The organism is Mesorhizobium sp. P3_A2, assembly GCF_056403115.1.
The window spans coordinates 142,270-166,649 of record NZ_JBFUGC010000004.1; the positions used below are offsets into that span (position 1 = coordinate 142,270).

Annotated in this window: 26 protein-coding genes; 12 read left to right on the top strand and 14 right to left on the bottom strand. The window is 64.0% G+C overall.

All coding sequences use genetic code 11. From position 1 onward, the window contains the following. Nucleotides 1-23: 23 nt before the first annotated feature. The 3 genes from AC1DXM_RS10990 to AC1DXM_RS11000 form a co-directional block, all read right to left on the bottom strand. Nucleotides 24-677 carry a helix-turn-helix domain-containing protein gene (locus AC1DXM_RS10990; protein ID WP_477233058.1) on the bottom strand — a complete coding sequence of 218 codons (654 nt, stop codon included), beginning with the start codon at nt 675-677 and terminating at the stop codon, nt 24-26. Nucleotides 678-767: 90 nt separating this feature from the next. Further along, nucleotides 768-2,609, bottom strand: a complete 1,842-nt coding sequence (locus AC1DXM_RS10995) for a chloride channel protein (RefSeq protein ID WP_477233059.1) — start codon at nt 2,607-2,609, stop codon at nt 768-770. Nucleotides 2,610-2,698: 89 nt separating this feature from the next. Then, complete coding sequence (locus AC1DXM_RS11000) at nt 2,699-2,998, bottom strand: putative quinol monooxygenase (RefSeq protein WP_477233060.1); 300 nt, start codon at nt 2,996-2,998, stop codon at nt 2,699-2,701. Between the two features lie 121 nt (nt 2,999-3,119). Here AC1DXM_RS11000 and flhA point away from each other — a divergent pair, with 121 nt between their 5' ends. Genes flhA through AC1DXM_RS11015 form a run of 3 tightly spaced genes read left to right on the top strand, consistent with a single transcriptional unit; the run spans nt 3,120 to nt 6,341 of the window. Then, complete coding sequence (gene flhA / locus AC1DXM_RS11005) at nt 3,120-5,207, top strand: flagellar biosynthesis protein FlhA (RefSeq protein ID WP_192254471.1); 2,088 nt, start codon at nt 3,120-3,122, stop codon at nt 5,205-5,207. Next, a complete protein-coding gene (fliR, locus tag AC1DXM_RS11010) occupies nt 5,204-5,956 on the top strand; it encodes a flagellar biosynthetic protein FliR (RefSeq protein WP_477233061.1) in 753 nt (250 codons plus the stop codon). The genes flhA and fliR overlap by 4 nt, the downstream gene beginning before the upstream one ends. A 1-nt stretch (nt 5,957) precedes the next feature. After that, the gene (locus tag AC1DXM_RS11015) at nt 5,958-6,341 is read left to right on the top strand and encodes a hypothetical protein (RefSeq protein ID WP_477233062.1); all 384 of its coding nucleotides are present in this window, start codon (nt 5,958-5,960) and stop codon (nt 6,339-6,341) included. Between the two features lie 95 nt (nt 6,342-6,436). Here AC1DXM_RS11015 and AC1DXM_RS11020 read toward each other — a convergent pair whose 3' ends face one another. From AC1DXM_RS11020 to AC1DXM_RS11030, 3 genes are all read right to left on the bottom strand, one after another. After that, on the bottom strand, nt 6,437-7,252 hold the full coding sequence (locus tag AC1DXM_RS11020; RefSeq protein ID WP_477233063.1) for an oxidoreductase: 816 nt from the start codon (nt 7,250-7,252) through the stop codon (nt 6,437-6,439). Nucleotides 7,253-7,347: 95 nt separating this feature from the next. Beyond that, nucleotides 7,348-8,625 (bottom strand): beta-ketoacyl-ACP synthase II, encoded by a 1,278-nt coding sequence (gene fabF, locus AC1DXM_RS11025; RefSeq protein WP_477233064.1) that lies wholly within the window; start codon nt 8,623-8,625, stop codon nt 7,348-7,350. 46 nt (nt 8,626-8,671) lie between these two features. Beyond that, nucleotides 8,672-9,250, bottom strand: a complete 579-nt coding sequence (locus AC1DXM_RS11030; protein ID WP_477233400.1) for a TetR/AcrR family transcriptional regulator — start codon at nt 9,248-9,250, stop codon at nt 8,672-8,674. Nucleotides 9,251-9,472: 222 nt separating this feature from the next. On the opposite strand from AC1DXM_RS11030, the gene AC1DXM_RS11035 reads away from it, so the two are divergent. The 4 genes from AC1DXM_RS11035 to AC1DXM_RS11050 all read left to right on the top strand — a co-directional run bounded on the left by AC1DXM_RS11035 (nt 9,473) and on the right by AC1DXM_RS11050 (nt 11,531). Next, a complete protein-coding gene (locus AC1DXM_RS11035; protein WP_477233065.1) occupies nt 9,473-10,045 on the top strand; it encodes a rod-binding protein in 573 nt (190 codons plus the stop codon). A gap of 13 nt (nt 10,046-10,058) precedes the next feature. Further along, entirely contained in the window at nt 10,059-10,475 is a 417-nt protein-coding gene (locus AC1DXM_RS11040; RefSeq protein WP_477233066.1) for a hypothetical protein, read from the top strand. Between the two features lie 28 nt (nt 10,476-10,503). After that, the gene (locus AC1DXM_RS11045) at nt 10,504-11,052 is read left to right on the top strand and encodes a hypothetical protein (protein WP_192254485.1); all 549 of its coding nucleotides are present in this window, start codon (nt 10,504-10,506) and stop codon (nt 11,050-11,052) included. Between the two features lie 194 nt (nt 11,053-11,246). Beyond that, nucleotides 11,247-11,531, top strand: a complete 285-nt coding sequence (locus AC1DXM_RS11050; protein ID WP_477233067.1) for an SCP2 sterol-binding domain-containing protein — start codon at nt 11,247-11,249, stop codon at nt 11,529-11,531. 109 nt (nt 11,532-11,640) lie between these two features. On the opposite strand, the gene AC1DXM_RS11055 is transcribed toward AC1DXM_RS11050, so the two are convergent. Together AC1DXM_RS11055 and odc2 are read right to left on the bottom strand one after the other, a co-directional pair. After that, nucleotides 11,641-12,309 carry a GNAT family N-acetyltransferase gene (locus AC1DXM_RS11055; protein ID WP_477233068.1) on the bottom strand — a complete coding sequence of 223 codons (669 nt, stop codon included), beginning with the start codon at nt 12,307-12,309 and terminating at the stop codon, nt 11,641-11,643. A 153-nt stretch (nt 12,310-12,462) separates the two neighbouring features. After that, complete coding sequence (gene odc2 / locus AC1DXM_RS11060) at nt 12,463-13,596, bottom strand: ornithine/lysine decarboxylase (RefSeq protein WP_477233069.1); 1,134 nt, start codon at nt 13,594-13,596, stop codon at nt 12,463-12,465. A gap of 540 nt (nt 13,597-14,136) precedes the next feature. Between odc2 and AC1DXM_RS11065 the strand changes: the two genes are divergently transcribed. The 4 genes from AC1DXM_RS11065 to AC1DXM_RS11080 all read left to right on the top strand — a co-directional run bounded on the left by AC1DXM_RS11065 (nt 14,137) and on the right by AC1DXM_RS11080 (nt 18,220). Then, nucleotides 14,137-15,336 carry an amidase gene (locus tag AC1DXM_RS11065; RefSeq protein ID WP_477233070.1) on the top strand — a complete coding sequence of 400 codons (1,200 nt, stop codon included), beginning with the start codon at nt 14,137-14,139 and terminating at the stop codon, nt 15,334-15,336. A gap of 3 nt (nt 15,337-15,339) precedes the next feature. After that, the gene (locus AC1DXM_RS11070) at nt 15,340-16,239 is read left to right on the top strand and encodes a LysR family transcriptional regulator (RefSeq protein WP_477233071.1); all 900 of its coding nucleotides are present in this window, start codon (nt 15,340-15,342) and stop codon (nt 16,237-16,239) included. An 89-nt stretch (nt 16,240-16,328) separates the two neighbouring features. Continuing rightward, nucleotides 16,329-16,997 (top strand): DUF1007 family protein, encoded by a 669-nt coding sequence (locus tag AC1DXM_RS11075; protein WP_203278562.1) that lies wholly within the window; start codon nt 16,329-16,331, stop codon nt 16,995-16,997. An 8-nt stretch (nt 16,998-17,005) separates the two neighbouring features. Further along, nucleotides 17,006-18,220 (top strand): nickel/cobalt transporter, encoded by a 1,215-nt coding sequence (locus tag AC1DXM_RS11080; RefSeq protein ID WP_477233401.1) that lies wholly within the window; start codon nt 17,006-17,008, stop codon nt 18,218-18,220. A gap of 10 nt (nt 18,221-18,230) precedes the next feature. Here the strand turns inward: AC1DXM_RS11080 and denD are convergent, their stop codons facing one another. The 4 genes from denD to AC1DXM_RS11100 are packed head-to-tail and all read right to left on the bottom strand — an operon-like array spanning nt 18,231 to nt 21,175. Continuing rightward, nucleotides 18,231-19,214: a D-erythronate dehydrogenase gene (gene denD / locus AC1DXM_RS11085; protein ID WP_477233072.1), complete on the bottom strand. Its 984-nt coding sequence runs from the start codon at nt 19,212-19,214 to the stop codon at nt 18,231-18,233. 12 nt (nt 19,215-19,226) lie between these two features. Then, nucleotides 19,227-19,433: a hypothetical protein gene (locus tag AC1DXM_RS11090; RefSeq protein ID WP_352586290.1), complete on the bottom strand. Its 207-nt coding sequence runs from the start codon at nt 19,431-19,433 to the stop codon at nt 19,227-19,229. Nucleotides 19,434-19,490: 57 nt separating this feature from the next. Next, entirely contained in the window at nt 19,491-20,474 is a 984-nt protein-coding gene (locus tag AC1DXM_RS11095) for a cation diffusion facilitator family transporter (RefSeq protein ID WP_477233073.1), read from the bottom strand. A 14-nt stretch (nt 20,475-20,488) separates the two neighbouring features. Continuing rightward, a complete protein-coding gene (locus AC1DXM_RS11100; protein ID WP_477233074.1) occupies nt 20,489-21,175 on the bottom strand; it encodes a GNAT family N-acetyltransferase in 687 nt (228 codons plus the stop codon). An 82-nt stretch (nt 21,176-21,257) separates the two neighbouring features. Here AC1DXM_RS11100 and AC1DXM_RS11105 point away from each other — a divergent pair, with 82 nt between their 5' ends. Further along, complete coding sequence (locus tag AC1DXM_RS11105; RefSeq protein WP_192254503.1) at nt 21,258-22,442, top strand: pyridoxal phosphate-dependent aminotransferase; 1,185 nt, start codon at nt 21,258-21,260, stop codon at nt 22,440-22,442. Nucleotides 22,443-22,541: 99 nt separating this feature from the next. Here the strand turns inward: AC1DXM_RS11105 and AC1DXM_RS11110 are convergent, their stop codons facing one another. Continuing rightward, nucleotides 22,542-23,303 (bottom strand): SDR family oxidoreductase, encoded by a 762-nt coding sequence (locus tag AC1DXM_RS11110; RefSeq protein WP_477233075.1) that lies wholly within the window; start codon nt 23,301-23,303, stop codon nt 22,542-22,544. 250 nt (nt 23,304-23,553) lie between these two features. Further along, nucleotides 23,554-24,291: a tellurite resistance TerB family protein gene (locus tag AC1DXM_RS11115; RefSeq protein WP_477233076.1), complete on the bottom strand. Its 738-nt coding sequence runs from the start codon at nt 24,289-24,291 to the stop codon at nt 23,554-23,556. Between the last annotated feature and the right edge of the window lie 89 nt (nt 24,292-24,380).

Genomic DNA, 24,380 nt, shown 5'->3' on the forward strand with positions numbered 1-24,380 from the left:
TTGTGGCCCGCATTGGCATGAACCTACCTGGCCGCGAGCGGTTTCCAGGCCGTGTATTGATCGAGTTCGGCGCGCACCGAAGTCGGCGGCGCGATGATCCACATCACCTCGGCTCGGCCACTGCCGATGTTCTCGGTGCGATGCGGGGTAGCGGTGGTGTATTCGACGCTGTCGCCCTCTTCGAGCACGTGACGCGCCTCGCCAAGCGAGACCTCGACGACGCCGCGCAGCACCACCAGCATCTCGTGCGCGTCGCCATGCGTGTATTGATCGGAGCCGGTCGAACCGCCGATTTCGAACTCGCCGATATAGACTTCCATGTCGCTCAAGGGGGGACGCGAGAGCAGCATCTTGCGGCAGCCATCGCTGGGCGGCAGGCTGGGCCGCTCGCTGCGCCTCAGCACGCCGTGTTGGCCGGCTGAGCTGTCCTCGAACAGCATCGCCACGCTGACGCCCAGCGCCGAGGCGATCTGGTTGAGCGAAGCGGTGCTGGCGCCGGTCAGGCCGCGTTCGAGCTGGCTGATGAAGCTGGCGCTGGTTCCGGTCATCTCGGCGAGTTCGCGCAGCGAAAGCCGGCGGCCAAGGCGCAGGCTCTTTAGTCGCTGGCCCAGCATTTGATGGGCATGTGTCGCTGTCGAAGCGGCGCCATTCTTGACCGGAGACTGGTTGGTGCTCATCCCGTCTTTCTCCCACTGAACAGTTTGTACAGTGACACTGTACAGCTGGCAAGCGCTGAGTCGGGGAGATTTTGAGATGCCGGCTGGGGCCTACTCTTCGCCAGACAGGTCCCGCCGCGCCTTGTCGAGTTCCTCGGCGTAGCGCCGCATCAGATGGCTTTCGGTGAGCAGGCCGAGCACGACGCGATTGTCGAAATCCTCAACCACGGCCAGCTCCTCGGCCCCGGCGCGCTGAAAAGTTTCGGCGGCGGACTGGACGTTCATGGTCGGCACCAGCACCGCATCCGTGAATTTGGCCAGCGCCAGCACCGGCGTGTCGTCGTCCGAGGGGTCGCTGTGCAGCTCGGCGACGATCAGCACGCCGGCATAATGCTGGTCTTCGTCGACGGCGATGACGCGCTGCGCCGAACCCAGCGGCACGTCCTTGCGAAACGCGGCCAGTGTCTTTGCGGCATCGACGGTGCGGACATCCTGGCGCATCATTTTCCCGACCGTCAGATTGCGCATCCAGCCGACATCATGGGCGCTGCGGATGGTCTCGCCGCGCAGGTGAAAACGCCATGTCGAGAAGGAATAGCCGAAGGTCTCGCGCACCAGGATCGCCGCCATCAGCGAGGCCGCCAGCACGACGCCGGTGAGCGTCAGGTCGCGGGTCGATTCCAGTGCCAGGAACGTCATCGTCAGCGGTCCGCCGACGACACCAACGGCAAGCGACGTCATGCCGACGACGGCGGCGACCGCAGGGTCGATGCCGGTCGCCGGCGAAATGATGGCCATCACGCCGGCGAAGGCCTTGCCGAGCAGCGCGCCGAGGAACAGTGAGGCAAAGAACAGGCCGCCGCGAAAGCCCGAGCCGAGCGAGATCGCGGACGCCGCGAGCTTGAGCACGAAGACGCTGGCGACGACCGCGAGCCCGTAGTTCATCGCGAATTCGCGATGCAGCGCGCCATGGCCCGAGGACAGCACCTGCGGCGTGATCAGCCCCAGCAGCCCGACGGCGATGCCCCCGATCATCGGGCGCAACGAGCCGTCGATCGCCAGCCGCGCGAAGCCGCGCTCGACCAGGCTGACCAGATGCATGATGGCGATGGAGGCTGCCCCGCCCAGCAGCCCGAGCAGCAGGAACGGCAGATACTGGCTGGCGGTCAGCGCCGGCAGGCCGGAGAGTTCCATCGGAAACGGCACCACGCCTGACATCTCCGCGGTTAGCGAGGCGCAGATCGCGGCGGTCATCACCGGCGCGACATTGGCGACCGAATAGATGCCAATGATCAGTTCGAAGCCATAGAAGGCGCCGGTCAGCGGCGCGTCGAAGGCAGCGGCGATGGCGCCGGCGGCGCCACAGCCGACCAGGATGCGGACATCGTTGCGGCGCAGCCGCAGCGCACGCGCCAGCCGCGACGCTAGGCCGGAGCCGACCTGCGTGTAGCCCGCCTCCAGCCCGACCGAAGCGCCGAAGCCGCTGGAGATCATTGTCTGCCCGGCGATGATGAACGTATCGGTGAGCGACATGCGCCCGCCATAGAGCGCGTTGGCCTCGATCGGGTCGACCGGGGTGCGGAATTTCCGCTTCCGCAGCCAGATCACCGTCAGGCCGAGCAGGATGCCGCCGATCGCCGGAATCAGCGCCTGGAACGGGCTTTGCAGGGAAAACATCCCGGAGAGACGGCCGCCGGGTTGGACGCCAAACAAAAGGAAATGCAGGCCTTGCACGGCCTCGCTCATGCCGGTGACCAGCACCGCCGAGATCACCCCGACGACGCCGGCCAGGGCAACGATGACGATGCCGCGCGCTTCGAGCAGCGGGATCGATCGGATCAGAACCGCGCGCAAGCGGCGGGCATAGACTTGGCGGTGGCTTATGGCGGACACGAGGCAGCTCGCCGATGTGCGAGGGATGAAAGCTGCCGTGCCTGTTACGCCCGGCGGCATTGCGTGGCAATCGCAATGCCGACTGCTTGTGGCGCCATTTTGGCGCTACGGTGATCGGGACGATATCGACGAAGACTGCCGCTGAGCGATCAGGTCGGCTTGGGCTCGCCGGCCTCATAAAGCATGAGGTTGCGCTCGCCGATGCCGAGCGCCGCCCAGCTCGCCCGCCAGTCGGCGATGTGCGGCGAGCGGAAATGCGCGTCAAGTGCGGCCCTGTCGCTCCACACCTCCGTGACATGGATGAGCCCGGCGTCGAGCACGTCCTGCGCATAGGAATAGTCGATACAGCCCGGCTCGGCGCGGCTGGCCGAGATCATGCGCTGCATGGCCGGCCTTGCCTCGTCGAGCCGTTCCGCCGGCAGGCGGATAGTGCCGATGATCACCAGCATATTTTTTCTCCTCAAGCCTATGACCTGCCGGCAGTAGCCAGTCTCCCACCCTCGCGCAAGCTTGGCCGGCTAGGCTCGAAGGGCTGCCCTGCTTTCGGGCAGTTCATGGCTCGGGGACGTTATGGCGATCAGCGAAAGCTTAGCGACGGGAACAGTGGCCAAGAACGGCCGCGATGTCTTCTTCGCCATCGGCATCGTCATCATTCTGGCCGTGCTGTTCCTGCCGATCCCGGCCTTCCTCATCGACATCGGCCTCGCCTTCTCGATCGCGCTGTCGGTGCTGATCCTGATGGTGGCGCTGTGGATCCAGCGGCCGCTCGATTTCTCGTCGTTCCCGACCGTGCTGCTCATCGCCACCATGCTGCGGCTATCCCTCAACATCGCCACCACGCGCATGATCCTGTCGCATGGCAATGAGGGAACGCATGCCGCCGGCTATGTCATCGCCGGCTTTTCCAAACTGGTGATGGCCAGCGACTTCGTCATCGGCCTGATCGTCTTCATGATCCTGATCGTGGTCAACTTCATCGTCATCACCAAGGGCGCCACCCGTATCGCCGAAGTCGGCGCCCGCTTCACCCTCGACGCCATCCCCGGCAAGCAGATGTCGATCGACGCCGATCTGTCCGCCGGCATGATCGACGACAAGACGGCGCAGTTGCGCCGCCGCGAACTGGAGGAAGAATCGTCCTTCTTCGGCTCGATGGACGGCGCTTCGAAGTTCGTGCGCGGCGACGCCATTGCCGGCCTTATCATCACCGCCATCAACATCGTCGGCGGCATCGCCATCGGCTATATCAGGCACGGCATGGGCATGGGCGAAGCCGCCGACGTGTTCATCAAGCTTTCGGTCGGCGACGGCCTCGTCACCCAAATCCCGGCCCTCATCGTCTCGCTCGCCGCCGGCCTGCTTGTGTCGAAGGGCGGCACGCGGGGCTCGACCAACCAGGCGGTGTTCGGCCAGCTCGGCGCCCATCCGCGCGCACTCTATGTCGCGGCCTCGCTGCTGGTCCTGCTCGGCCTGATGCCCGGCCTGCCGTTCTTCCCGTTCTTCACGCTCGCCGCCGGCATGGCCGGCCTCGGCTACGTCATCCCGATGCGCGCCAACCGAGAGGCTGCCGCCGTCGAGGCGCTCAAGGACCAGGAAAAAGCGAACAAGGTCGAGGAGGAGAAGAACTCGGTCAAGGCTTCGCTGACCACCGCCGAGATCGAACTGCTGATCGGCAAGCAGCTGTCGACGCGGCTGCTGGTGTCGCACCAGGAACTGGTGTTCCGCATGGCCAAGATGCGCAAGAAGTTTGCCACGCAATACGGTTTCGTCGTGCCGGAAGTGCGCGTCGCCGACGATTTCGGCATCCCGCCGAAGAGCTACCAGATCAAGGTCCACGGCACCGTTGTCGCCGAGTACCAGATGCGTGTCGGCGAGATCATGGTACTGCTCGGCACCCGCGACCTGCCTGACGTACCGGGCGAAGAAATCCGCGAGCCGGCCTTCGGCATGCGCGCCTTCTCGGTGCTCGAAACCTTCGCCGAGGATCTGAAGCGCGAGAACTACACTTTTGCCGACAACATGTCGGTGCTGCTCACGCATCTGTCCGAAGTGATCCGCAACAACCTGCCGCAGCTTTTGTCCTACAAGGACATGAAGGCGCTGCTCGAACGCCAGGATCCGGAATACCGCAAGCTCGCCGACGAGATCTGCACCTCGCACATCTCCTATCCCGGCCTGCAGGCGGTGCTGAAACTGCTGCTCGCCGAGCGCGTCTCGATCCGCAATCTGCACCTGATCATCGAGGCCATCGCCGAGATCGCGCCGCATGTGCGCCGCACCGAGCAGATCGTCGAGCATGTCCGCATCCGCATGGCCCAGCAGATTTGCGGCGATCTCTCCGAAGGCGGCATGCTCAAGGTGCTGCGTCTCGGCAACCGCTGGGACCTCGCCTTCCACCAGAGCCTCAAGCGCGACGCCAAGGGCGAGGTGCGCGAATTCGACATCGACCCGCGCCAGCTCGAGGAATTCGGCCAGGACGCCACCAAGGCGATCCGCAAACATCTCGAGGCCGGCGAGCGTTTTGTCCTCGTCACCGCGCCCGATGCGCGGCCCTATGTGCGCATGATCATCGAGCGACTGTTCACGACGCTTCCTGTTCTCTCCCATGTCGAAATCGCCAAGGGCGTCGAGATCAAGGTGCTCGGGACGATCTCGTGAACATACTGTCGCAAGGCGTCGTCATCGCCGCGTTCCTTGCCTTCTGCCGCATCGGCGCCTGCTTCATGCTGATGCCGGGCCTGTCCAGCGCCCGCGTGCCGGTCCAGGTCCGGCTGTTCGTGTCGATCGCCGCCACAGGTGGCCTGCTCGCCTTCCTGTGGGACAAGATCTTTCCCTTCGTCGATGCGCGCCCGCAGGTGCTGGCGCCGATGATCATTTCGGAACTGCTGGTCGGTGGGCTGATCGGCGCCATGACGAGGCTCTACATGGAGGCGCTGCGCTTCATGGGCTCGGCCATCGCCATGCTTATCGGCTATGGCGGCACCGGCGGCCCCGCCATCGAGGAGCCGGAACCGCAGGCGGCGCTCGCCGCCATCATCTCGTTCTCGGCGCTGCTGCTGCTCTTCGTTTTCGATTTCGACCACGAGATCATCCGCGCGCTGGTCGCTTCCTACACGGTGGCGCCGGTCAACGTGTTCTTCAACCCGCAGGCAGCCCTGGTCGATGTCACCGACACGGTGTCGGACGCCTTCTTCCTGGTGCTCCGGCTCGGCAGCCCGTTCGTCGCCTATGCCATCCTGGTCAACCTGACGATCGGCTTCGTCAACAAGCTGACGCCGCAGATCCCGGTCTATTTCATCTCGCTTCCCTTCGTCATTGCCGGCGGCATGATCATCTTCTATTTCGCCATCGGCACCATGCTGTCGCTGTTCGTCGACGGCTTCGTCGACCTGACGCTGGCGAGGTGAGATGACCACGCGCAAGGAACGGCTGAAGAAACTGGTCAAGGTACAGGAGCAGTTGAAGGCCCTGCACGAGACCCGCCATGCGAGCTTCGTGGCTGCGGCGGCATCCGCAGAGACCGAGGCCAAGGAACTGGTCCAGCATTTCGACGCCGACCAATCGATGGCGGTGCTGTTCCCTGACCTTTACCATCGCCGCATCGCCAATGCCCTGGTCCGCCAGGAAGCAAGCCTGGAAAGCGCCAGGCAGGAGGTCGGCCTGATCGCCACCGCGACGGCGCGCACCAACATGGTCGAGCGCGCCTACAAGGATGTGCGCCGCCAGGACGAACGCGAACGCTCCGACCGCGACCGGCTCGATCTGATCGCCCAGAAGCGGGGGCAGGAGTAGCGGCGAGAGTTTTTGCTTTTGACCCGAAACCAGCCTTTACCACGCCGACTGGCGCTCGATACCCTTTGGGCCTGCGCGATCTTAATGTCCTTTCGTCAGACCGGCAGCCCGAGCTGCTTTCGCAGGCTTTTGTCGAATGCGGACGCGGGGACGAAACGGCGCAGAAGACTGACCTGGCGCGCCATTTTGCCCGCCGCATAGCGTTTCTTCGGAGCGGGATCGATCGCAGCGGCCAAAATGGTCTTGGCTACCACTTCGGGCGCGTCGCCTTTTTCCATCGCTTTCCGAACAGTTGTAGTCATGCCGGCGCGCGCGGAGTCATAGATATCAAGCAACTGATCGGGCGCGGCGAGATTGTCCTCGAATGATGTCCGGGTATAGGCGGGCTCGACCAACGAAACGCGAATGCCGAACGGGCGCAATTCGTGATCGAGCGATTCGGAATAACCCTCGACGGCATGTTTGGTCGACGCGTAAAGCGCGAAATAGGGAGCCGGGATAAACCCCTGGACCGAACTCAAATTAACGATTCTGCCCTTCCCTTGGCGTCGCATTGCCGGCAGGATCGCGTTGGTCACGCGAAAAACGCCGAAGACATTCACTTCGAACAGCGCCTGAGCCTGCGCGATTGAGGACTCCTCCGCGCCGCCAAACAGACCCATGCCGGCATTGTTGACAAGCAGGTCGATGCGTCCGGTGTTGGCCAGAACGTCATCGACCATTTTCGCAACGGACGCGTCGTCGGTCACGTCGCAGGTCAGCATGGTAACGCCGTCGGATTGTTTGGAGGCCGTGCGACGGCTGGTTCCGAATACGTGAAAGCCGGCGTTCCGTAGGGTGTTGGCTGTTGCGCGCCCGATGCCGGAGGATGCCCCTGTGACGAGGGCGACGCCAGGATTGGTCTTGTTCATTGGAAATCATTTCCTTCTTTGCGCTGGATCGGAGTTGGAGAAGCATGAAAGGTCGGAGCAAAGGGCGTCCGTCATGACTGCCTCTGGCGCGCGCGTCAGGCCACCGGGTGGTTCCAGCGCCTGAACAAGGCGCTGGCATTCACGCCGCCAAAGCCGAAGCCATTGGAGATCGCGTACTCCATCTCCATTGGCCGGGGCTCGTTTGCGACGAAGTCGATGCCGTCGCCGGCCGGATCGGCCGCGCCCAGATTGAGGGTCGGCGGGGCGACCTGATCCCTGAGCGCCCGGATCGCGAAGATGGCACCAAGCCCGCCAGCCGCGCCGAGCAGGTGTCCGGTCGCCGATTTCGTTGCGCTGACAGCTATCGCGTAATCGCGCCCGAACACGCTCTTGATTGCCTCGATCTCACCCAGGTCGCCTACTGGCGTGGAGGTCGCATGCGCATTGAGATGACGAACCTCGTGCGGCGAAATCCCTGCTTGCGCAATTGCGATCTCCATGGCTCGGCGCGCACCGTCGCCGTCCTCAGGACCAGAAGTGACGTGGTGAGCATCCGCGGTCGTCCCGTAGCCGACAAGCTCGGCGAGCGGTTTTGCGCCGCGCGCCAGCGCATGCCTCAATTCCTCGATGACCAGCATGCCGGCTCCTTCGCCCATGACGAAGCCGTCGCGCGACTTGTCGAACGGTCGGGAGGCCTCATCAGGACGGTGATTAAAGGAGGTCGAAAGAGAGCGTGCCGCGGCAAACCCACCGAGGCTGACGATATTCATGCATGCTTCCGTCCCGCCGCACACGGCAATATCGGCTTCATTGGCGCGAATAAGACGAGCCGCATCGCCGATCGCCTGGATGCCGGCCGCGCACGCCGTCACCGGCGCGCCGAGTGGGCCTTTGAAGCCATGGCGGATCGAGATGTGGCCTGCAGCAAGATTCACCAGGAAGGACGGCACCGTAAAGGGCGACAGGCGGCGGACGCCACGCAGGTCGACGGTGCGTACCGCCTCGGTGATGGCGGGAAACCCGCCGATCCCTGAGGCGATGATCGTGGCCGTGCGCAGGCGATCCGTTTCCGAGCCCGGCTTCCATTTTGCCTGCACAAGCGCCTCTTCCGCCGCCGCCAGCGCAAAGAGAATGAACCGATCTACCTTGCGCTGATCCTTCGGCGGCAGGACAGCATCCGGATCGAAACCAGCGTCCGGATCTTCTTCTATGGAGGGCACCACCCCGCCGACCTTCGCGGGCAGGTCGCCCACCACATCGTCCGGAAGCCTCCGGATGCCCGAGCGGCCGGCCAGGAGACGCGACCAGGACGCTTCAACATCGGCAGCAAGGGGCGTGACCGCCCCCATGCCTGTAGCCACAATCCGTCGCATCTATTCTCCTATCACTTGGGTGCCCCGACAGCGCTGTCCACGCCGTTCAAGCGGCGACTGCTTCGCGAACCTGATCGGTCGCCGCATCCAGAAAAGCCTGCGCGAGGCCCGGGTCGTTGACGACCCGCGAGAGCAGCACCGCGCCGACCATTGTCGAGAGAATGGCCATGGCCTTGCCGCCGGCCTCATCGCCGTCGGCCTCGCCAACCCAACTGCCGAGCATCTCAAGGTACTCCTTGATCCCGGCTTCGAATGACGCCTTCACGTCGGCACCCTGTCTGGCAGCATCCGAGCCGAGTGCAACGACCGGGCAGCCGTCCATCTTTTCTTCGCGATGATCCATGCTGAGATAGAACGAGATCACTGCGTCGAGCGGATTCTCGGGGTTTGCTGCTGTTGCGGCCGACCACCGGTGGGTGGCGCTCTCCATCGCCCGCCTGGATGCCTGCGCAGCCAAGTCGTCCTTTGACGCGAATTGCTTGTAAAAGGCGCCTTGGGTCAGTCCGGCACCCTTCATCAGATCCTTAAGGCCGATGCCGTCAAAGCCTCGCTCCCGAAAAAGGCGGCTTGCCACATTGATCACGGCTTGGCGGTTTTCCGCAGCTTGGGCCCGACTCACGCGCATCGTCATCTCCGTTTCTTAGATTGCGTTCATAATCTATACCTCATATAGAGTGTGAGCGCAATCTATTGAGACTCAAGCGATTAAGCCGACTGCTATGAGGTTTCGACGGAGGAACTGGACGACGACCAGTTCAGGCTGCCAACAGGCCTGCATTCCGCGCAAGCCTGCCACAAGCTTGTTGCGGCATGGTCGCTCAGGAAACCCGGCAAAGAGGCGGACTTCTTGGCGATTTCTCCACCCAGTGACATCGTTCTCGATGTTGCCCGAGCCGTCGACCCGACGGATATCGAGGCTGCCCGTGCCGCGCTCAGCAAGCGGGCCAACGGCGTTGGCGGCGCCTTCTCTGTCGACATGGCGGCTTCGGTCGATGCCGGCTCGATCCTGTCGCGCGCCACGGCCGACAAGGCCGCAGCAGGTGCCGATCCCGCCAACAAGTTCAAGAAGTTCGAGGCGATGGTCTTGCAGACCTTCATCCAGAACATGCTGCCCAAGGACACCGAGGGGGTCTATGGCAAGGGGCTGGCCGGCGACATGTGGAAATCGCAGCTGGCCGAGCGCGTCGCCGATGTCATGGCCGAGCGCGGCGGCATCGGCATCGCCAAATCGCTGCTCGCCGACCATTACAAGGACGGCAAGCGCACAGTGCCGATCGGGCCGGTGTCAACCGGGCCGCACAAGACCGAGATCGACCAGCAGACCCGGCTCTCCACCTCGCTGGTCGAGGAATTGCAGCGCAAGGCCGCACGGTCGATGACCGGCGACGAGACGACCATCAAAACCGACATCAAGATCTAGACCAGGATTTTCAATGGCCGATTTTTCAAAATTCTCTTCCAACCTGCCGGCACGTACTTCCGAGGCGCCGATCCCCTTTGCACGGCCGGGCAACCTTGCCGCCATCATCGGCCGCATCGAGGAGGCGGTCGAGGAAGAGACGGCGGGTCTGAAGAACGACACAAGCTATGACCTCAAGGCCTCGAACGCCCGCAAGAGCCGCTACCTCTACGAGCTGACCCGCGCCATGAAGGGCGCCAACGAGATCGAATTCCTGGAAGAGCACCGCGACAGCCTGGCGCGGCTGCGCCAGAAACTGGCGAAGAACGAGGCCGCGATCCTCGCCCACCTCAACGCGGTCAACGAGGTCGCTACGCTCCTGAAGAACGCCATCCAGCGCGCCGAAGCCGACGGCACCTACTCGGCCGGCGAATTCGGATGGGCGAGCTGATGATCTCGGCAACAGGCGGGAACAGCCGGTGATCAAATTCATCGCCGCCGCGATCTGGATTTGTGCAGCCACGCTGGGCGCCGTGTTCTATTCGTTCCAGGCAGCCGGCGAGCGCGGTGTCGGCGAGACGCCGAAGCCGATGCTGGGCGGTCTCGACTACGTCAAGACCGACATCATCTCGGTGCCGCTGATCCGCAATTCCAAGATCGACGGCTATTTCCTCACCAAGCTCGTCTACACGGTCGAGCCGGCCGAGATAAAGAAGATGTCGATCCCGGCCGAGGCGCTGATGACCGATCAGGTCTATTCCTATCTCTACTCCAACCCGCAGATCGACTTCACCAAGAAGGAAACCATCGATCTCGATGCCTTCCGCAAGGCCATACGCGACACCGTCAATGCCCGTGTCGGCGCCGACCTGGTGCACGAAGTGCTGATCGATCAGGTCAACTTCCTGACCAAGGACGAGATCCGCGACAACGCCATGCGCCGCCGCAAGGACCCGGCCACGCCGACCGAACCGGCCGCGGCGGAATCGGCCCAGGGCGAGCCGGCCAAACCGGCCGCGGAGCACTGACCCCGCCGCAGGAGGGAATGTTCCCTTCGCCTTTGTTCCTTCCGACTGAAGCGAGATGACGCACCGCGTTGACGTTTACGTCAACTCGAAGCTATATGCGCCAAGCGACCAGGATCGCGGCACGCGCGAGACAGCGACTTCGGCAGAGGCCGGCACCGACGCGCGGCAAAACGCAACGAGACGAGGAGAACAGCATGGGCGTTCAGGAGATTGCCGAGAAGATCAAGTCGCGCGTGGCGAGCGCCGGGTTCGAACATTCGGTGAAGTTCGACACCGGCAGCGACGGCGTCATCGTCATCGACGGCGCAACCGTCTCGACCACCGACTCGCCAACCGACTGCACCGTCAAGCTGTCGCTCGACGATCTGGATTCGCTGATCGCCGGCGACCTCAACCCCACCATGGCGTTCATGTCCGGCAAGATAAAGGTCGAAGGCGACATGACGGTTGCCATGGCGCTCAGCCAGCTGCTCGGCTGATACCCTCGCAAAAAACAAAACGCCGCCCGTCAGGCGGCGTTTTGTTTTGTCGAGCCCTGGCTTTACACCGCGCAAAGCCGAATGCTTTGCGCCTCGGAAAGCCGGGGGCTTACGCCGCGAAGGTCAGCGGCAGCGCCTTCAGCTTGCGCCCGGCCGCCTTCAGCGTGCCGTGTGCGCCGTCGAGCGCGCCCTCGACCAGCTCCAGCGCCAGCAGGCGGTGCCGCTCGTACGGGCCGGGCATGGCGAGCGATCCGGTTTTGTCCGCCGAAAAGCCGAAGCGACCATAATAGGGCGCATCGCCGACCAGCAGGATCGCGGCATGGCCGAGACGCGCGGCTTCCGCCAGCGCATGGCGCATCAGCGCCGAGCCGATGCCGGCGTTCTTCAGTGCCGGGTCAACGGCAAGCGGGCCGAGCAGAAGTGCCACCGGGCCGCCCTCGCCCAGCCTCACATCCCACAGCCGCACCGTGCCGGCAACGACGCCCGCCGCATCGCGCACGACAAAGGAGAGGCCTTCGGAAGGCCGGCGGCCACGCCGCAGTTTCTCCGACGATTTCTTGCGCCGCATTGGGCCCATGGCATCGTCCAGCAAGGCTTCGCGCGATGCAATGTCGGCCGCAGTTTCAGCGACGATGACAATGGCGCGGACACTCTCCCCCCTTGAGGGGGAGATGTCGCCGAAGGCGACAGAGGGGGTCGCCGCGCGTGAAGCGCCAACGCCCCTTATCGCAAAAGAAGTCGAGGCAGCCGAGGCGACCCCCTCTGGCCTGCCGGCCATCTCCCCCTCAAGGGGGGAGATTCCCACGGCACCGTCAATGTAATTTGCAATGTCCATTTCCGCGATCCTTCACGAGCGGAGCTTGTTCCACAGGCGAGCCCAAGTGGGCGACTGACGCCCACCTGGGATGATCTGATCGGTTCTTTCGAACCGTCAGATCACGTAGGATCGGAGAGGCTCGAACCCGTTGAAGGCGACCGCCGAATAGGTGGTCGTGTAGGCGCCGGTGCCTTCGATCAGCACCTCGTCGCCGATGGTCAGCGACAGCGGCAGCGGATACGGCGTCTTTTCGTACATCACGTCGGCCGAATCGCAGGTCGGGCCGGCAAGCACGCAAGGCGCGGTCTCGGTGCCGTCATGGCGGGTGACGAGCGGGTAGCGGATCGCCTCGTCCATCGTCTCGGCCAGACCGCCGAACTTGCCGATGTCGAGGAACACCCAGCGCACATTGTCATTGTCGGCCTTCTTGGAGATCAGCACGACTTCCGACTTGATGACGCCGGCATTGCCGACCATGCCACGGCCCGGCTCGATGATGGTCTCCGGAATGGCGTTGCCGAAGTGCTTGCGCAGCGCCGAGAAGATCGCCTGGCCATAGGCCTGGGCCGCCGGCACGTCACGCAGATAGCGCGTCGGGAAACCGCCGCCCATATTGACCATCTTCAAGACGATGCCTTCGTCGGCGAGCGTGGCGAACACCTTCTTGGCGTCGCCCAGCGCGCGGTCCCAGGCCGTCAGGTCGGTCTGCTGCGAGCCGACATGGAACGACACGCCATAGGCGTCGAGGCCGAGCGTCTTGGCATGGCGCAGCACGTCGACGGCCATCGCCGGCACGCAGCCGAACTTGCGCGACAGCGGCCATTCGGCGCCTTCGCCATCGGTCAGGACGCGGCAGAACACGCGGGCGCCGGGAGCGACGCGAGCGATCTTGTCGACTTCCTCGACGCAGTCGACTGCGAACAGCCGGATGCCGAGCTGGTAGGCGCGTGCAATGTCACGCTCCTTCTTGATGGTGTTGCCGAAGGAGATGCGGTCCGCCGGCGCACCGGCGTCCATCGCCATCTCGACTTCGGCAACGGAAGCGGTGTCGAAGGACGAGCCCATCGCAGCAAGGAGGCGCAGGATTTCCGGCGCCGGGTTTGCTTTCACCGCATAGTAGATCTTGGAATCGGGCAGCGCCTTTTCGAAGGCGCGGAAATTGTCGCGCACGACATCGAGGTCGACGACGAGGCAGGGGCCGGACGGACGTCGGGTGGCGAGGAAGTCAAGGATGCGCTGGGTGGCCATCGGGGTCTCTCCATAAACGCCTTGCGGCGCGCAATAAGGCTGCGGGACGCGGGCTGTCGGCCTCGCGAACGCGCGGTGGACAAAGGCGGGACGTCAAATCATGGAACCAGCCGGTGGAGACCCCGGAACCATGAAACGCCGTCTCGCGGCGGTGAACCTTGGCCTTGCCCGGCCTCGGTTCGCTTTGTCTGCCTTGGCTTGGATGGGAGACCCGTCCGCACTGCCGGCAATGAAGGTGTGCCTCTTCAGTAACCCCGGTCTTTGGACGACCGGCAGAACACCAGAAAGGCCCGCACCGTCGTTGCTTCAAGGTGTCCTCGGGCTGGCGGTTGGCCGCTAGACCGACTGGAGGGGTTGGCTCCAGTTACCTTACCGATTTCCCTCACCATTCGAGGATCGGCGGACACCCACAGGCACGTGCGACTTTGGGCAAGCGCGATATAAGATCGAAAGATTTCACAATCAATAAAAATCGTATCCCAGGTTGTAAAATTTCTGGCATCGAACAATGCTGCGCCAACCGTATCCGGATATCGAACGATGACAGGCACGCACGGCCCGCTCAACGCCTTCCTCAATCTGCGTCGAATGCCGGTCGCCAATGCGGAACTAGGCCCCCTGGCCGGGCTGCGCCTGGCTGTGAAGGACATTTACGATGTCGCCGGCTACCGCACCGGCTGCGGCAATCTGGTGAAGTTTGCCGAAGCGCACGCAGCCTCCAGCACCGCACCGGCCGTGCAGATGATTCTCGATGCCGGCGCGCACTTCATCGGCAAGACGCAGACCGACGAGTTCGCCTTCTCGCTGATGGGCCAGAACGCGCATTTTCTCTTTCCGGTGAACCCGGCGGCGCCCGATCGCGTCACCGGCGGATCGTCCTCCGGGTCGGCGGCGGCAGTGGCGGGCAAGCTTGCCGACATCGCCACTGGCTCCGACACCGGCGGCTCGATCCGCGCGCCGGCGAGCTTTTGCGGGCTGATCGGGCTGCGCACCACGCATGGCCGCATTTCGCTCGAAGGCACCATGAAGCTGGCGCCGAGCTTCGACACGTTCGGTTGGTTCGCCGACGACATCGAAACCTATGAGACGATCGGCAAATTGCTGCTCGGCCGCGACCCGCATCAGCATCCGCTCAACCGGCCGCTTTCGATCCGCTGGCTGGACGCCTTCGCCGCCGGTCCGGCCGAGGCAGCCGAATATGCCAGGATGAGAGCACTGGCGGCCACTGTGGTCGGTGAACCGGAGCAGGTGGAATACGTCTTCGCTTCCTTCCCCGACGAGCTCTACTGGTGCTTTCGCCGTCTGCAGGCCGCCGAAGCCTGGCAGCAACACGGCGCCTGGATCGTGTCGGGCGAGCGCCATCTCGGGCCGGGCGTCGAGGAACGCTTCGGCTTTGGCCGGACGATCGACGCCAAGACGGCGCAGGCCGAAGCGGTGCGCCGCCTGACCTTCCGCTCCGAGCTTGCCGCCCTGCTCGGCCAGGACGGATTTCTGGTCCTGCCGACGGTTCCAGGCCCCGCGCCTCTGGTCAAAAGCGAGCCGCAGCAGCTTCAGGCCTACCGCGAAAGGGCCTTGCATCTTCTGTGTCTTTCGGGTCTTTCCGGCTTTCCGCAAATCACCCTGCCGCTGGGCTCGGTCGACGGCGCCCCTTTCGGCCTCTCGCTTCTCGGCCCTCCCGGCAGCGACATTGCCCTGATACGGCTCGGCCGGCGGCTTCTCGATACGGCACGAAAGGCCTGATCCATGGACACACTGACCCGCATGCGCGCCTTCATCGACGTCGTCGAGGCCGAAGGCTTTTCCGCCGCTGCGCGCAAGATCGGCCGCTCCAAGGCGCTGCTGTCGAAATATGTGCGCGAACTCGAAGACGAACTCGGCGCGCTGCTCCTCAACCGCACCACGCGTCAGTTCTCGATGACCGAGGCCGGACACACCTATTACAGCCGCGCTTCGGAAATCGTGCGCGAGGTCGACAGCCTGGCCGACGCCGTGCGCGAATCCTCCGGCGACGTGCGCGGCAGGATCAAGCTGTCGGCGGCACGCACCTTTGCCGATGCGCCGATCGGCCAGTCGCTGATCGACTTTGCCAAGCAGCATCCCGACATCGTGCTCGACATCCATCTCGACGACCGTTTCGTCGATCTGGTCGAAGAAGGTTTCGATCTTGCCGTGCGCATCTCGCGGCTGGAGAACTCGTCGCTGATCGCTCGGCGCCTGGGGCCATTCTCGGTCAGGCTGTGCGCATCGCCGGAACTGATCGCCAAGCACGGCAAGCCGACGCGCCCGCAGGATCTCGCCAACATGCCCTGCATCGTCGATACCAATGGCCGTTCGCTCGCCAACTGGCGCTTCAAGGGCGAGGGCGAAGAGTCGGTCAGCGTCAATGTGTCGGGGCCGATCGAGGTCAACAGTCCGATGGCCGCACGTGCTGCAGCCGTGTCGGGCCTGGGCTTCACCATCCTGCCCGATTTCATCGCCGCCCCTGACCTCGCCTCCGGCCGGCTGGTTTCTTTGCTCGACGACCGCATCCAGTCGGGCAGCGGCATTTTCGCTGTCTACCCCCACCGCCGCTATCTGCCGGCCAAGGTTCGCGTTTTTGTCGATTTCCTGGTGCAGTGGTTCAAGACGCGCGAAGGGGCCTGACCTGTCTTAGCTGTGTCGCGGTCCCAATTTCGCCCGCTTTCTGGTAACCTCTCGAAATCTCTCCGAGGCCGATGGAACAGCGACCGAGAATGCACTTGAAACAGCACGCAATCATGCTGGCTTCGGCCTTGGCGGCGCCTTTTGCCGCCGTCGGAGCGGCTGCGGCGCATCCTCACGTCTTTGCCGAGGCCCGCCTCGACGTGATCCTCTCGCCGGATCACCAAAGCGTGAAAGCGCTGCGCCACCTCTGGCGCTTCGACGATTTGTTTTCGAGTACGGTGATGATGGAGTTCGACAAGAACTCCGACCTGAAGCTTGACGACAAGGAGCTGAAGGATGTCGCCGACACCGTCCATGCCTCGCTGGCCGAGTTCAACTATTTCCAGCTCGTCACCGTCAACGGCAAGGACGTGCCGATGACGCCGCCGCCGCACCTGATGGCCAATTTCGACAATGACCAGCTGATCATCCTGTTCGAATCCGAGCCGAAAGAGCCGATCAAGCTCGCCGGCAAGATCGATTTCGGTGTCTACGATCCGACCTTCTACACGGCGATCGATTTCACCGAGGATTCGAACATCACCGTCGAAGGCCTGCCGTCGAACTGCACCAGCAAGGTCATCCGGCCCGATCCGGACGAGGCTATCAAGGAAAACCAGAAGACCCTGACGGAAGCTTTCTTCAACGACCCGACAGGCACCGACATGAGCAAGATCTTCGCCACCAAGCTCGAACTGAACTGCCCGCCAGAAGGATAGATCCGGTGATGAAACCGTCCCTGCGTTTGGCATTCGGCCTCGTGGCCGCTGCCCTGGTGATGACGCACTTTCTCGGGCAGGCCCACGCCCAGAGCTCGCTCGGCATCGGCGTCAATGACGGCATGGCGCCGACCACCGGACTGTTCGCCCACATCCTGATGTGGATCAATCTCAGGCAGCAGGAATTTTACCGCGCGCTGGCGACAGCGATGAAGGCGATGCGCGAGGACGGCAGCAAGATGTGGCTGCTGATCGGCCTGTCCTTCGCCTACGGCATTTTCCACGCCGCCGGCCCCGGGCACGGCAAGGCGGTGATCTCGTCCTACATGGTCGCCAATGAAGTGGCGCTCAAGCGCGGCATCCTGTTGTCCTTCGTCTCGGCGCTGCTGCAGGGCCTGACCGCGGTCGTGGTGATGCTGCTTGCCTATTTCGTCCTGCGCGGCACCGCCATCTCGATGACCGACGCGGCCTGGTTCATGGAAATCATGAGCTACATCTTCGTCACGCTGTTCGGCGCCTGGCTGTTGTGGCGCAAGCTCGGGCCAACGGTCCTGCGCTGGTTCGGCAAGGCGCCCGCCTACAGCCTGTCGGCGGCGCATGCCGGCCATTCCCATGGCCATTCTCACGCCGGCCACTCGCATGCCGCCCACAGCCATGCGGCGCATGGGCATGCGCTTCACGCCCATCACGATCATGCCGCGCACGATCACCCTCACGATCACAGCGCCCACGATCATGCCGGACACGATCATTCCCACCATGATCATTCCCATCACGACCACGCTCACCACGATCATGCGCATCACGACCATACTCATCATGATCATGCGGCGGGCGAGGTCTGCGATACGTGCGGCCATTCGCATGCGCCCGATCCGGCGCTGCTGTCGGGCGACCGCTTCGACTGGCGCACGGCGTGGTCGGCTGTGGCCGCGGTCGGCATTCGCCCCTGTTCCGGCGCGCTGATCGTGCTCAGCTTCGCGCTGCTCAACGGCCTGTGGCTCGGCGGCCTGCTGTCGGTGCTGGCGATGTCGCTCGGCACCGCGATCACCGTCTCGGCGCTGGCAACGATTGCGGTGACGGCCAAGAACTGGGCGGTCTATTTCGCTGGCGACGGCCGAATGGGCAACCGCATCCACACGTTCGTCGAAATCGGGGGCGCCGCCTTCGTCTTTCTGTTCGGACTATTGCTTCTGTCGGCGAGCCTGACTGGCAGTGTTTGACGCCAACGGGTCAGCCCTGACCCGCTGTCTTCCCGCCCAGCTCATCCTCGATATGCGCTTGGATGATTTCGTCAAAGCTCTTCTCGGCGCTGAAGCCGAGGTCCCGCGCGCGCCGCGCCTCGAAGCGCGTCGGCCAGCCCTTGACGATCGCCCAGATGGTCTCGTCGGGCTCTTCGCGGATCAGCTTCACGACCTCGGCGCCGGCAATACGTTCCAGCGCCTCGATCTGCTCGCCGACGGTGACGGCGACACCGGGCATGGTGAGGTTGCGACGCGGCCCGACGGCGGCACCGTTGGTTCCCGCGGCATGGATCAGGAAATTGACCGCCGAGCGCGGGCTGGCATGGGTGTGCAGCACCGAACGCGGCACCGGCAGGATCGCCTCCTGGCCGCTGAGCGGCTCGCGGATGATGCCGGAGAAGAAACCCGAAGCCGCCTTGTTCGGCTTGCCGGGCCGCACGCAGATGGTCGGCAGGCGGATGCCGATGCCGTCGAAGAAGCCGCGCCTGGAATAGTCGGCCAGCAGCGCCTCGCTCATCTGCTTCTGTGTGCCATAGGAGGTCAGCGGCGTCGGGTGGAAGTCATCAGGGATGACATCCGGGAACGGCGCGCCGAACACCGCGATCGACGAGGTAAAGACGAGGCGTGGTGCAAAGCCTGCCAGCCGCACGGCGTCGAACAGCGCCCTGGTGCCATCGAGGTTGACGCGGTAGCCGAGATCGAAATCGGCTTCCGCCTCGCCCGACACGATGCCGGCGAGATGGAACATCACGTCGGGGCGTGAAGCGACCAGGCTTTCGGCGGCACCGGCATCGGCAAGGTCACCGGTATGCGTGGCGATGCTCACACCCTCCATCGCCGGCGCCTGCGGCGGCACGATATCGTGCAGGTCGAGCGCCGTGATCTTGCGGCCGTTGAGCGTGCCGTCCTTGGCCAGCCGGGCGATAAGCTTGCGGCCGACCATGCCGGCCGCGCCAGTAATCAGGATACGCATGTCGAAAGCCTCTTATTTGCCTTTGTTCTGGCTGCGGCTGCGCAGCCAGAACACCAGAAAGAATGCCAGCACGAAGCCGATGCCGACGATGCCGGCAAGAACCGTCGAGACATTGCCGAGCGCCAGCATCACCGTCGGCAGGTAGAACGCCGCGATGCCGAACAGCAGCATGATCCAGGCTGCGGCAATCAGCGCGTTTCTGTTGTCGCGATCCATCATGCCGTCCCGCCGTCACGGGTGCTCGTCAGCTTGGATGCCAATGCCATGAAGTTCCCGTCAGTGATAATGGCCGTGATGCGCTGGCGCACCATGGCCGTGGTCATGATCGTGATCGTGCTCGTCATGGCTGTCGGCGCACTGGCCGAATTCCGGCTCGACGGTGGCGTGGCTGATGCCGTGCTCTGCGGCGAGCCGCTTCTTGATGGCGCTGACCGCCTGATGCGGGTCGACGCCATCGTTGAGGCAGGCATGCAGCGTCGCCATGTTGCTCGAGCCATCCAGCGACCAGACATGCATGTGGTGCACCTCGCGCACGCCTTTGACCGTACCGGCAATATCCTTGGCGATGAGATCGCGGTCGAGGCTCGCCGGCACACCCTCCAGCAACACATGGGCGGCTTCGCGCATCAGCGACCAAGCGGTGGACAGGATCAGCACCGAGACCAGCACCGACAGGATCGGATCGATCGGCGTCCAGCCGGTCGCCAGGATAACCAGCGCCGCCACGATCGCCGCCGCCGAGCCGAGCAGGTCGCCCAGCACATGCAGGATGGCGCCGCGCATGTTGAGGCTGTCGCGGTCGCCGCCATGCAGCACGAAGAACGATGCGATGTTGACCAGAAGGCCGACGATCGCCACCACCAGCATCGGCCCGCCCAGCACCGGCGCCGGCGTCATCAGGCGGCCCCAGGCCTCGTAGATGATCCACAGCGCGATGGCGAAGATGGCGATGCCGTTGGTGTAGGCGACCAGCGTCTTGACCCGGCCGAAGCCGTAGGTGAGACGCACGGTCGCTGGTCGTCCTGCGAGATGGAAGGCATACCAGGCAAGGCCGAGCGCGATGGAGTCGGCCAGCATATGACCGGCATCGGCCAGCAGCGCCAGCGATCCCGTCAGCAGGCCGCCCAGCACTTCGGCGACCATGAAGCCGGCGGTCAGGCAAGCCGCGATCAGCACACGCTTCTTGTCGGTCGAGCCATGCACATGACCGGCGCCGTGGCTGTGTCCAGCATGCGAACCGTGATCATGGCTGTGCGCCATCGCCTAAACTCCTGCTACGCGCCGAACTCGGCGCGGAAATCCTCGAGCCGCCGCTTCTGCCGGCCTTCGCCATCGAAATTGGCCGGATCGAGCCAGGCCTCATAGGCTTTGCGAAGCGCCGGCCATTCCTTGTCGATGATCGAGTACCACGCGGTATCGCGGTTTTCGCCCTTGACCACAAGATGCTGGCGGAAAATGCCCTCGAACTTGAAGCCGAACCGTTCCGCCGCGCGCTTCGACGGCTCGTTGCGGTTGTTGCATTTCCACTCATAGCGGCGATAGCCGAGCTCGTCGAAAATGTATTTCATGAACAGGAACTGCGCTTCGGTCGCCGCCGGCTTGCGCGAAATCAGCGGCCCCCAATAGATGTTGCCTATCTCGATGACCCCATAGGCGGGATCGATGCGCATCAATGTCTGGCGTCCGGCGACCCTGCCGCTGGCCTTGTCGATGACGGTGAAGAACAGCGGATCTTCGCTCTTCTCGACCTTGTCCAGCCAAGGCTGGAAATCGGCGCGGGTTTGCGGCGGATAATCGGGCAGCCAGGCAAAGCGGCCGTCGATGTCGGGCACGGATGACGCCTCGTAGAGGCCGTCGCCATGCTTTTCGGAGCTTAGTGGTTCGAGCCTGACATAACGGCCGTCGATGGCCTTGCGCTCGGGTCGCGGACGCGCTTGCCAGTCTTTGAGATTTTCAGACACGTAAACTCCAATCCGTTTGACTTTTGTGAGCAGACGCTCACAAAAACGCGACCCAACAGTAAGAACCACACGGACGGGAAAAATGCTCCACACGATTTCGGCCTTCGACCGTCTCGGCGAGGAAAACGCCTTTGCCGTGCTCGCGCGGGCAACAGCACTGGCTCAACAAGGCCGCGACATCGTCAATCTCGGCATCGGCCAGCCCGACTTCAAAACGCCGCAACATATCGTCGAGGCGGCAATCAAGGCGCTGCGCGACGGCCACCATGGCTATACCCCGGCCAACGGCCTGCTGGCGACGCGCGAAGCGGTGGTGCGGCGCACGCTGACCACCACCGGCGTCGAGGTCTCGGCCGAGAATGTGATGATCCTGCCCGGCGGCAAGCCAACCATGTTCGCGGCGATCCTGATGTTCGGCGAACCCGGCGCCGAAATCCTCTATCCCGATCCCGGCTTTCCGATCTACCGCTCGATGATCGAATTCACCGGCGCTGCACCCATTCCGGTGCCGATCCGCGAGGAGAACGGCTTTGCCTTCTCGGCTGAGGAGACGCTTGCGCTGATCACCTCGAAGACCAGGCTCTTGATCCTCAACTCGCCAGCCAACCCGACCGGCGGCGTGACGCCGCGCGCCGAGATCGAAAAGCTGGTCAAGGGACTGGAGAAGCACCCGCAGGTCGCCATCATGTCGGACGAGATCTACGACGTCATGACCTATGACGGCGAGACGCATTTCTCCCTGCTTAATTTCCCGGAAATCCGCGACCGGTTGATCGTGCTCAATGGCTGGTCGAAGACCTGGGCGATGACAGGCTGGCGCATGGGCTGGTCGATCTGGCCGAACGGTGACAAGGGCGCCCATCTCTACGACAAGGTGCGCAAGCTCGCGGTCAATTGCTGGTCCTGCGTCAACGCACCCAGCCAGTTCGCCGGCATCGCGGCCATCGACGGCCCGCAGGACGATGTCGACAAGATGATGCGCGCTTTCGACAACCGCCGGAAGATCGTGGTCGAGGGGCTGAACGCTTTGCCCGGTGTGTCCTGCATCACGCCCAAGGGCGCCTTCTATGCCTTCCCTAACGTTTCGAAGACCGGCTGGAAGGCCAAGAAGCTCGCTTCGGCGCTGCTTGAGGATGCCGGTGTCGCGCTGATCGGCGGCCCCGATTTCGGCATTCTCGGCGAAGGCTACATCAGGCTTTCCTACGCCAATTCCGAAGAGAACATCTTGCGCGCGCTGGAGCGGATCGAGGCGTTCTTGAAGAAGTAGTCGCCCGGCCGGGTCCCCGCTGCTCCGCAGCGTCCCGGCGTTCGCCGGCCTTTCATCGTGCCACTGGCACGATGAATTCGCCTTCGGCGAACCGGCTGCTCACCCCCTGCCCACAAACGGCATCTTCGTCGCCATCACCGTCATGAACAGCACATTGGCGTCGAGCGGCAGGCTGGCCATGTGGACGACGGCGTCGGCGACGCGCTGGACGTCCATCACCGCTTCGGCGGCGATCGAGCCGTTGGCCTGCGGCACGCCGACGGTCATCGCCTGCACCATGTCGGTCAGCGCGTTGCCGATGTCGATCTGGCCGCAGGCGATGTCGTAGGGCCGGCCGTCGAGCGCCAGTGTCTTGGTCAGCCCTGTTATCGCGTGCTTGGTCGCGGTATAGGGTACGGAGCCCGGCCGCGGCGCATAGGCAGAGACCGAGCCGTTGTTGATGATGCGGCCGCCCATCGGCTTTTGTCTGCGCATGGCGCCGAAGGCGGCGCGGGCACACAGGAATGAGCCGGTGAGATTGACCCCGACAATGTCGTTCCAGACCTCGACCGGGATTTCGTCGATCGGCGTCGACTTGTAGCTCAGGCCGGCATTGTTGAAGAGCAGGTCGACGCGCCCGAAAGCCGCCGCCACCGTCTCGAACAGATCATCGACTTCGCCGGCCTTGCTGATGTCGCAGGCGACCGCCAGCGCCTTGGCGTCCGTCTTGCCGGCTTCAGCGATCGCGGCGTCGAGCACCTGTTTGCGGCGGCCGCAGAACACGGTGTTCCAGCCCGCGTTGAGCAGCGCCGTGGCGACGCTCTTGCCGATGCCGGTACCGGCGCCGGTGACGATGGCGGTTTTCTCTGTGAGGGCCGTCATGATTTTGCTCCTGCGCACCGCGCATCCCCGGCACAGATCGGGATGCATCCGAATGCACCGAGGCATCGCAAATGATGGGGATCATGGCAAGCCGAACACTCGGTGATCGGCTGAACAAAAAGGGCGGCCATTGGCGACCGCCCTGATCTGAACCGGGCTTGGGAGGAGGAAAAGCCGATCCGACTGCTAGAATCATGCGCTTCCTCGGTAAACGAGACGTTAATGCATTTTCCAGACTCGGTCGTACTGCCTACCAGCGCGGGTTCGGCGCGGTCCCGGCCGGGGCTGGCACCTTGGCCGCCGACACCGTTGCCTCGACATGGTCGACCAGCGCGTCCGGCAGGCCGAGCCGGCCGGCGAGCAGGTCGAGATAGCCGCGTTCGGCACGCGTATCGGGATCGATGGTGAGGCGCGACGCCGTGTACAGCTCGAGCCTCTGCTCATCGGTCTTGGCGCCGGCGACCAGCGTGTCGAGGTCGAGCGGGCTGTCCAGCTCGGCCAGCAGGAATTTTTCGGCATCGGAACCGACGCCGGCGAGCTTGAGCTTGCCGGCGATCTTTTCGCGTTCCTCGTCGTCGATGTGACCGTCGGCCTTGGCCGCCGAGATCATCGCCCGCACCAGGGTCAGCGTGAACTCGTCTTCGCCTTGCGGCGCCTGCGAAGGATGGAAGCCGGTGTCGTCGGGCGGCGGCAGCAATTCCGGCTGGCCGGCGGCCGGCGCCTGCTCGGGCGCATTGCCGGCCTTGTAGTTCTGATAGGCCTTGTAGGCGAGACCGCCGATCGCAGCCAGTCCACCGAGCTTGATGGCGGTGCCCGTCACCTGGCGTCCTGTGCCGGTCCCAAGCAGCACCGCGGCCAGCGCACCGGCGGCCAGCGGATTGTCCTTGGCCATCTGCACGGCCTGCCCGGCCTTGTCACGGACGGTGCCGGTGGTGCCGGGAACCTGAGAGCCGAGCAGGTCGTCGAGAAGCTTCTTGGGGTCGAACATAATGCCTCCAGAAAAGGGCCTGTACCACTTGGGGACGGGCGGGTTTTGGACGTTGCAGACGTAGGTCCCGCTTGTTGACATTACAATGA

What these genes read in the sequence shown, in the direction of transcription:
- AC1DXM_RS10990 (WP_477233058.1), bottom strand. Translation starts at nt 677, where the DNA reads ATGAGCACCAACCAGTCTCCGGTCAAGAATGGCGCCGCTTCGACAGCG.
- AC1DXM_RS10995 (WP_477233059.1), bottom strand. Translation starts at nt 2,609, where the DNA reads ATGCCGCCGGGCGTAACAGGCACGGCAGCTTTCATCCCTCGCACATCG.
- AC1DXM_RS11000 (WP_477233060.1), bottom strand. Translation starts at nt 2,998, where the DNA reads ATGCTGGTGATCATCGGCACTATCCGCCTGCCGGCGGAACGGCTCGAC.
- flhA (WP_192254471.1), top strand. Translation starts at nt 3,120, where the DNA reads ATGGCGATCAGCGAAAGCTTAGCGACGGGAACAGTGGCCAAGAACGGC.
- AC1DXM_RS11015 (WP_477233062.1), top strand. Translation starts at nt 5,958, where the DNA reads ATGACCACGCGCAAGGAACGGCTGAAGAAACTGGTCAAGGTACAGGAG.
- AC1DXM_RS11020 (WP_477233063.1), bottom strand. Translation starts at nt 7,252, where the DNA reads ATGAACAAGACCAATCCTGGCGTCGCCCTCGTCACAGGGGCATCCTCC.
- fabF (WP_477233064.1), bottom strand. Translation starts at nt 8,625, where the DNA reads ATGCGACGGATTGTGGCTACAGGCATGGGGGCGGTCACGCCCCTTGCT.
- AC1DXM_RS11030 (WP_477233400.1), bottom strand. Translation starts at nt 9,250, where the DNA reads ATGCGCGTGAGTCGGGCCCAAGCTGCGGAAAACCGCCAAGCCGTGATC.
- AC1DXM_RS11040 (WP_477233066.1), top strand. Translation starts at nt 10,059, where the DNA reads ATGGCCGATTTTTCAAAATTCTCTTCCAACCTGCCGGCACGTACTTCC.
- AC1DXM_RS11050 (WP_477233067.1), top strand. Translation starts at nt 11,247, where the DNA reads ATGGGCGTTCAGGAGATTGCCGAGAAGATCAAGTCGCGCGTGGCGAGC.
- AC1DXM_RS11055 (WP_477233068.1), bottom strand. Translation starts at nt 12,309, where the DNA reads ATGGCCGGCAGGCCAGAGGGGGTCGCCTCGGCTGCCTCGACTTCTTTT.
- odc2 (WP_477233069.1), bottom strand. Translation starts at nt 13,596, where the DNA reads ATGGCCACCCAGCGCATCCTTGACTTCCTCGCCACCCGACGTCCGTCC.
- AC1DXM_RS11065 (WP_477233070.1), top strand. Translation starts at nt 14,137, where the DNA reads ATGACAGGCACGCACGGCCCGCTCAACGCCTTCCTCAATCTGCGTCGA.
- AC1DXM_RS11070 (WP_477233071.1), top strand. Translation starts at nt 15,340, where the DNA reads ATGGACACACTGACCCGCATGCGCGCCTTCATCGACGTCGTCGAGGCC.
- AC1DXM_RS11075 (WP_203278562.1), top strand. Translation starts at nt 16,329, where the DNA reads ATGCACTTGAAACAGCACGCAATCATGCTGGCTTCGGCCTTGGCGGCG.
- AC1DXM_RS11080 (WP_477233401.1), top strand. Translation starts at nt 17,006, where the DNA reads ATGAAACCGTCCCTGCGTTTGGCATTCGGCCTCGTGGCCGCTGCCCTG.
- denD (WP_477233072.1), bottom strand. Translation starts at nt 19,214, where the DNA reads ATGCGTATCCTGATTACTGGCGCGGCCGGCATGGTCGGCCGCAAGCTT.
- AC1DXM_RS11090 (WP_352586290.1), bottom strand. Translation starts at nt 19,433, where the DNA reads ATGATGGATCGCGACAACAGAAACGCGCTGATTGCCGCAGCCTGGATC.
- AC1DXM_RS11095 (WP_477233073.1), bottom strand. Translation starts at nt 20,474, where the DNA reads ATGGCGCACAGCCATGATCACGGTTCGCATGCTGGACACAGCCACGGC.
- AC1DXM_RS11105 (WP_192254503.1), top strand. Translation starts at nt 21,258, where the DNA reads ATGCTCCACACGATTTCGGCCTTCGACCGTCTCGGCGAGGAAAACGCC.
- AC1DXM_RS11110 (WP_477233075.1), bottom strand. Translation starts at nt 23,303, where the DNA reads ATGACGGCCCTCACAGAGAAAACCGCCATCGTCACCGGCGCCGGTACC.
- AC1DXM_RS11115 (WP_477233076.1), bottom strand. Translation starts at nt 24,291, where the DNA reads ATGTTCGACCCCAAGAAGCTTCTCGACGACCTGCTCGGCTCTCAGGTT.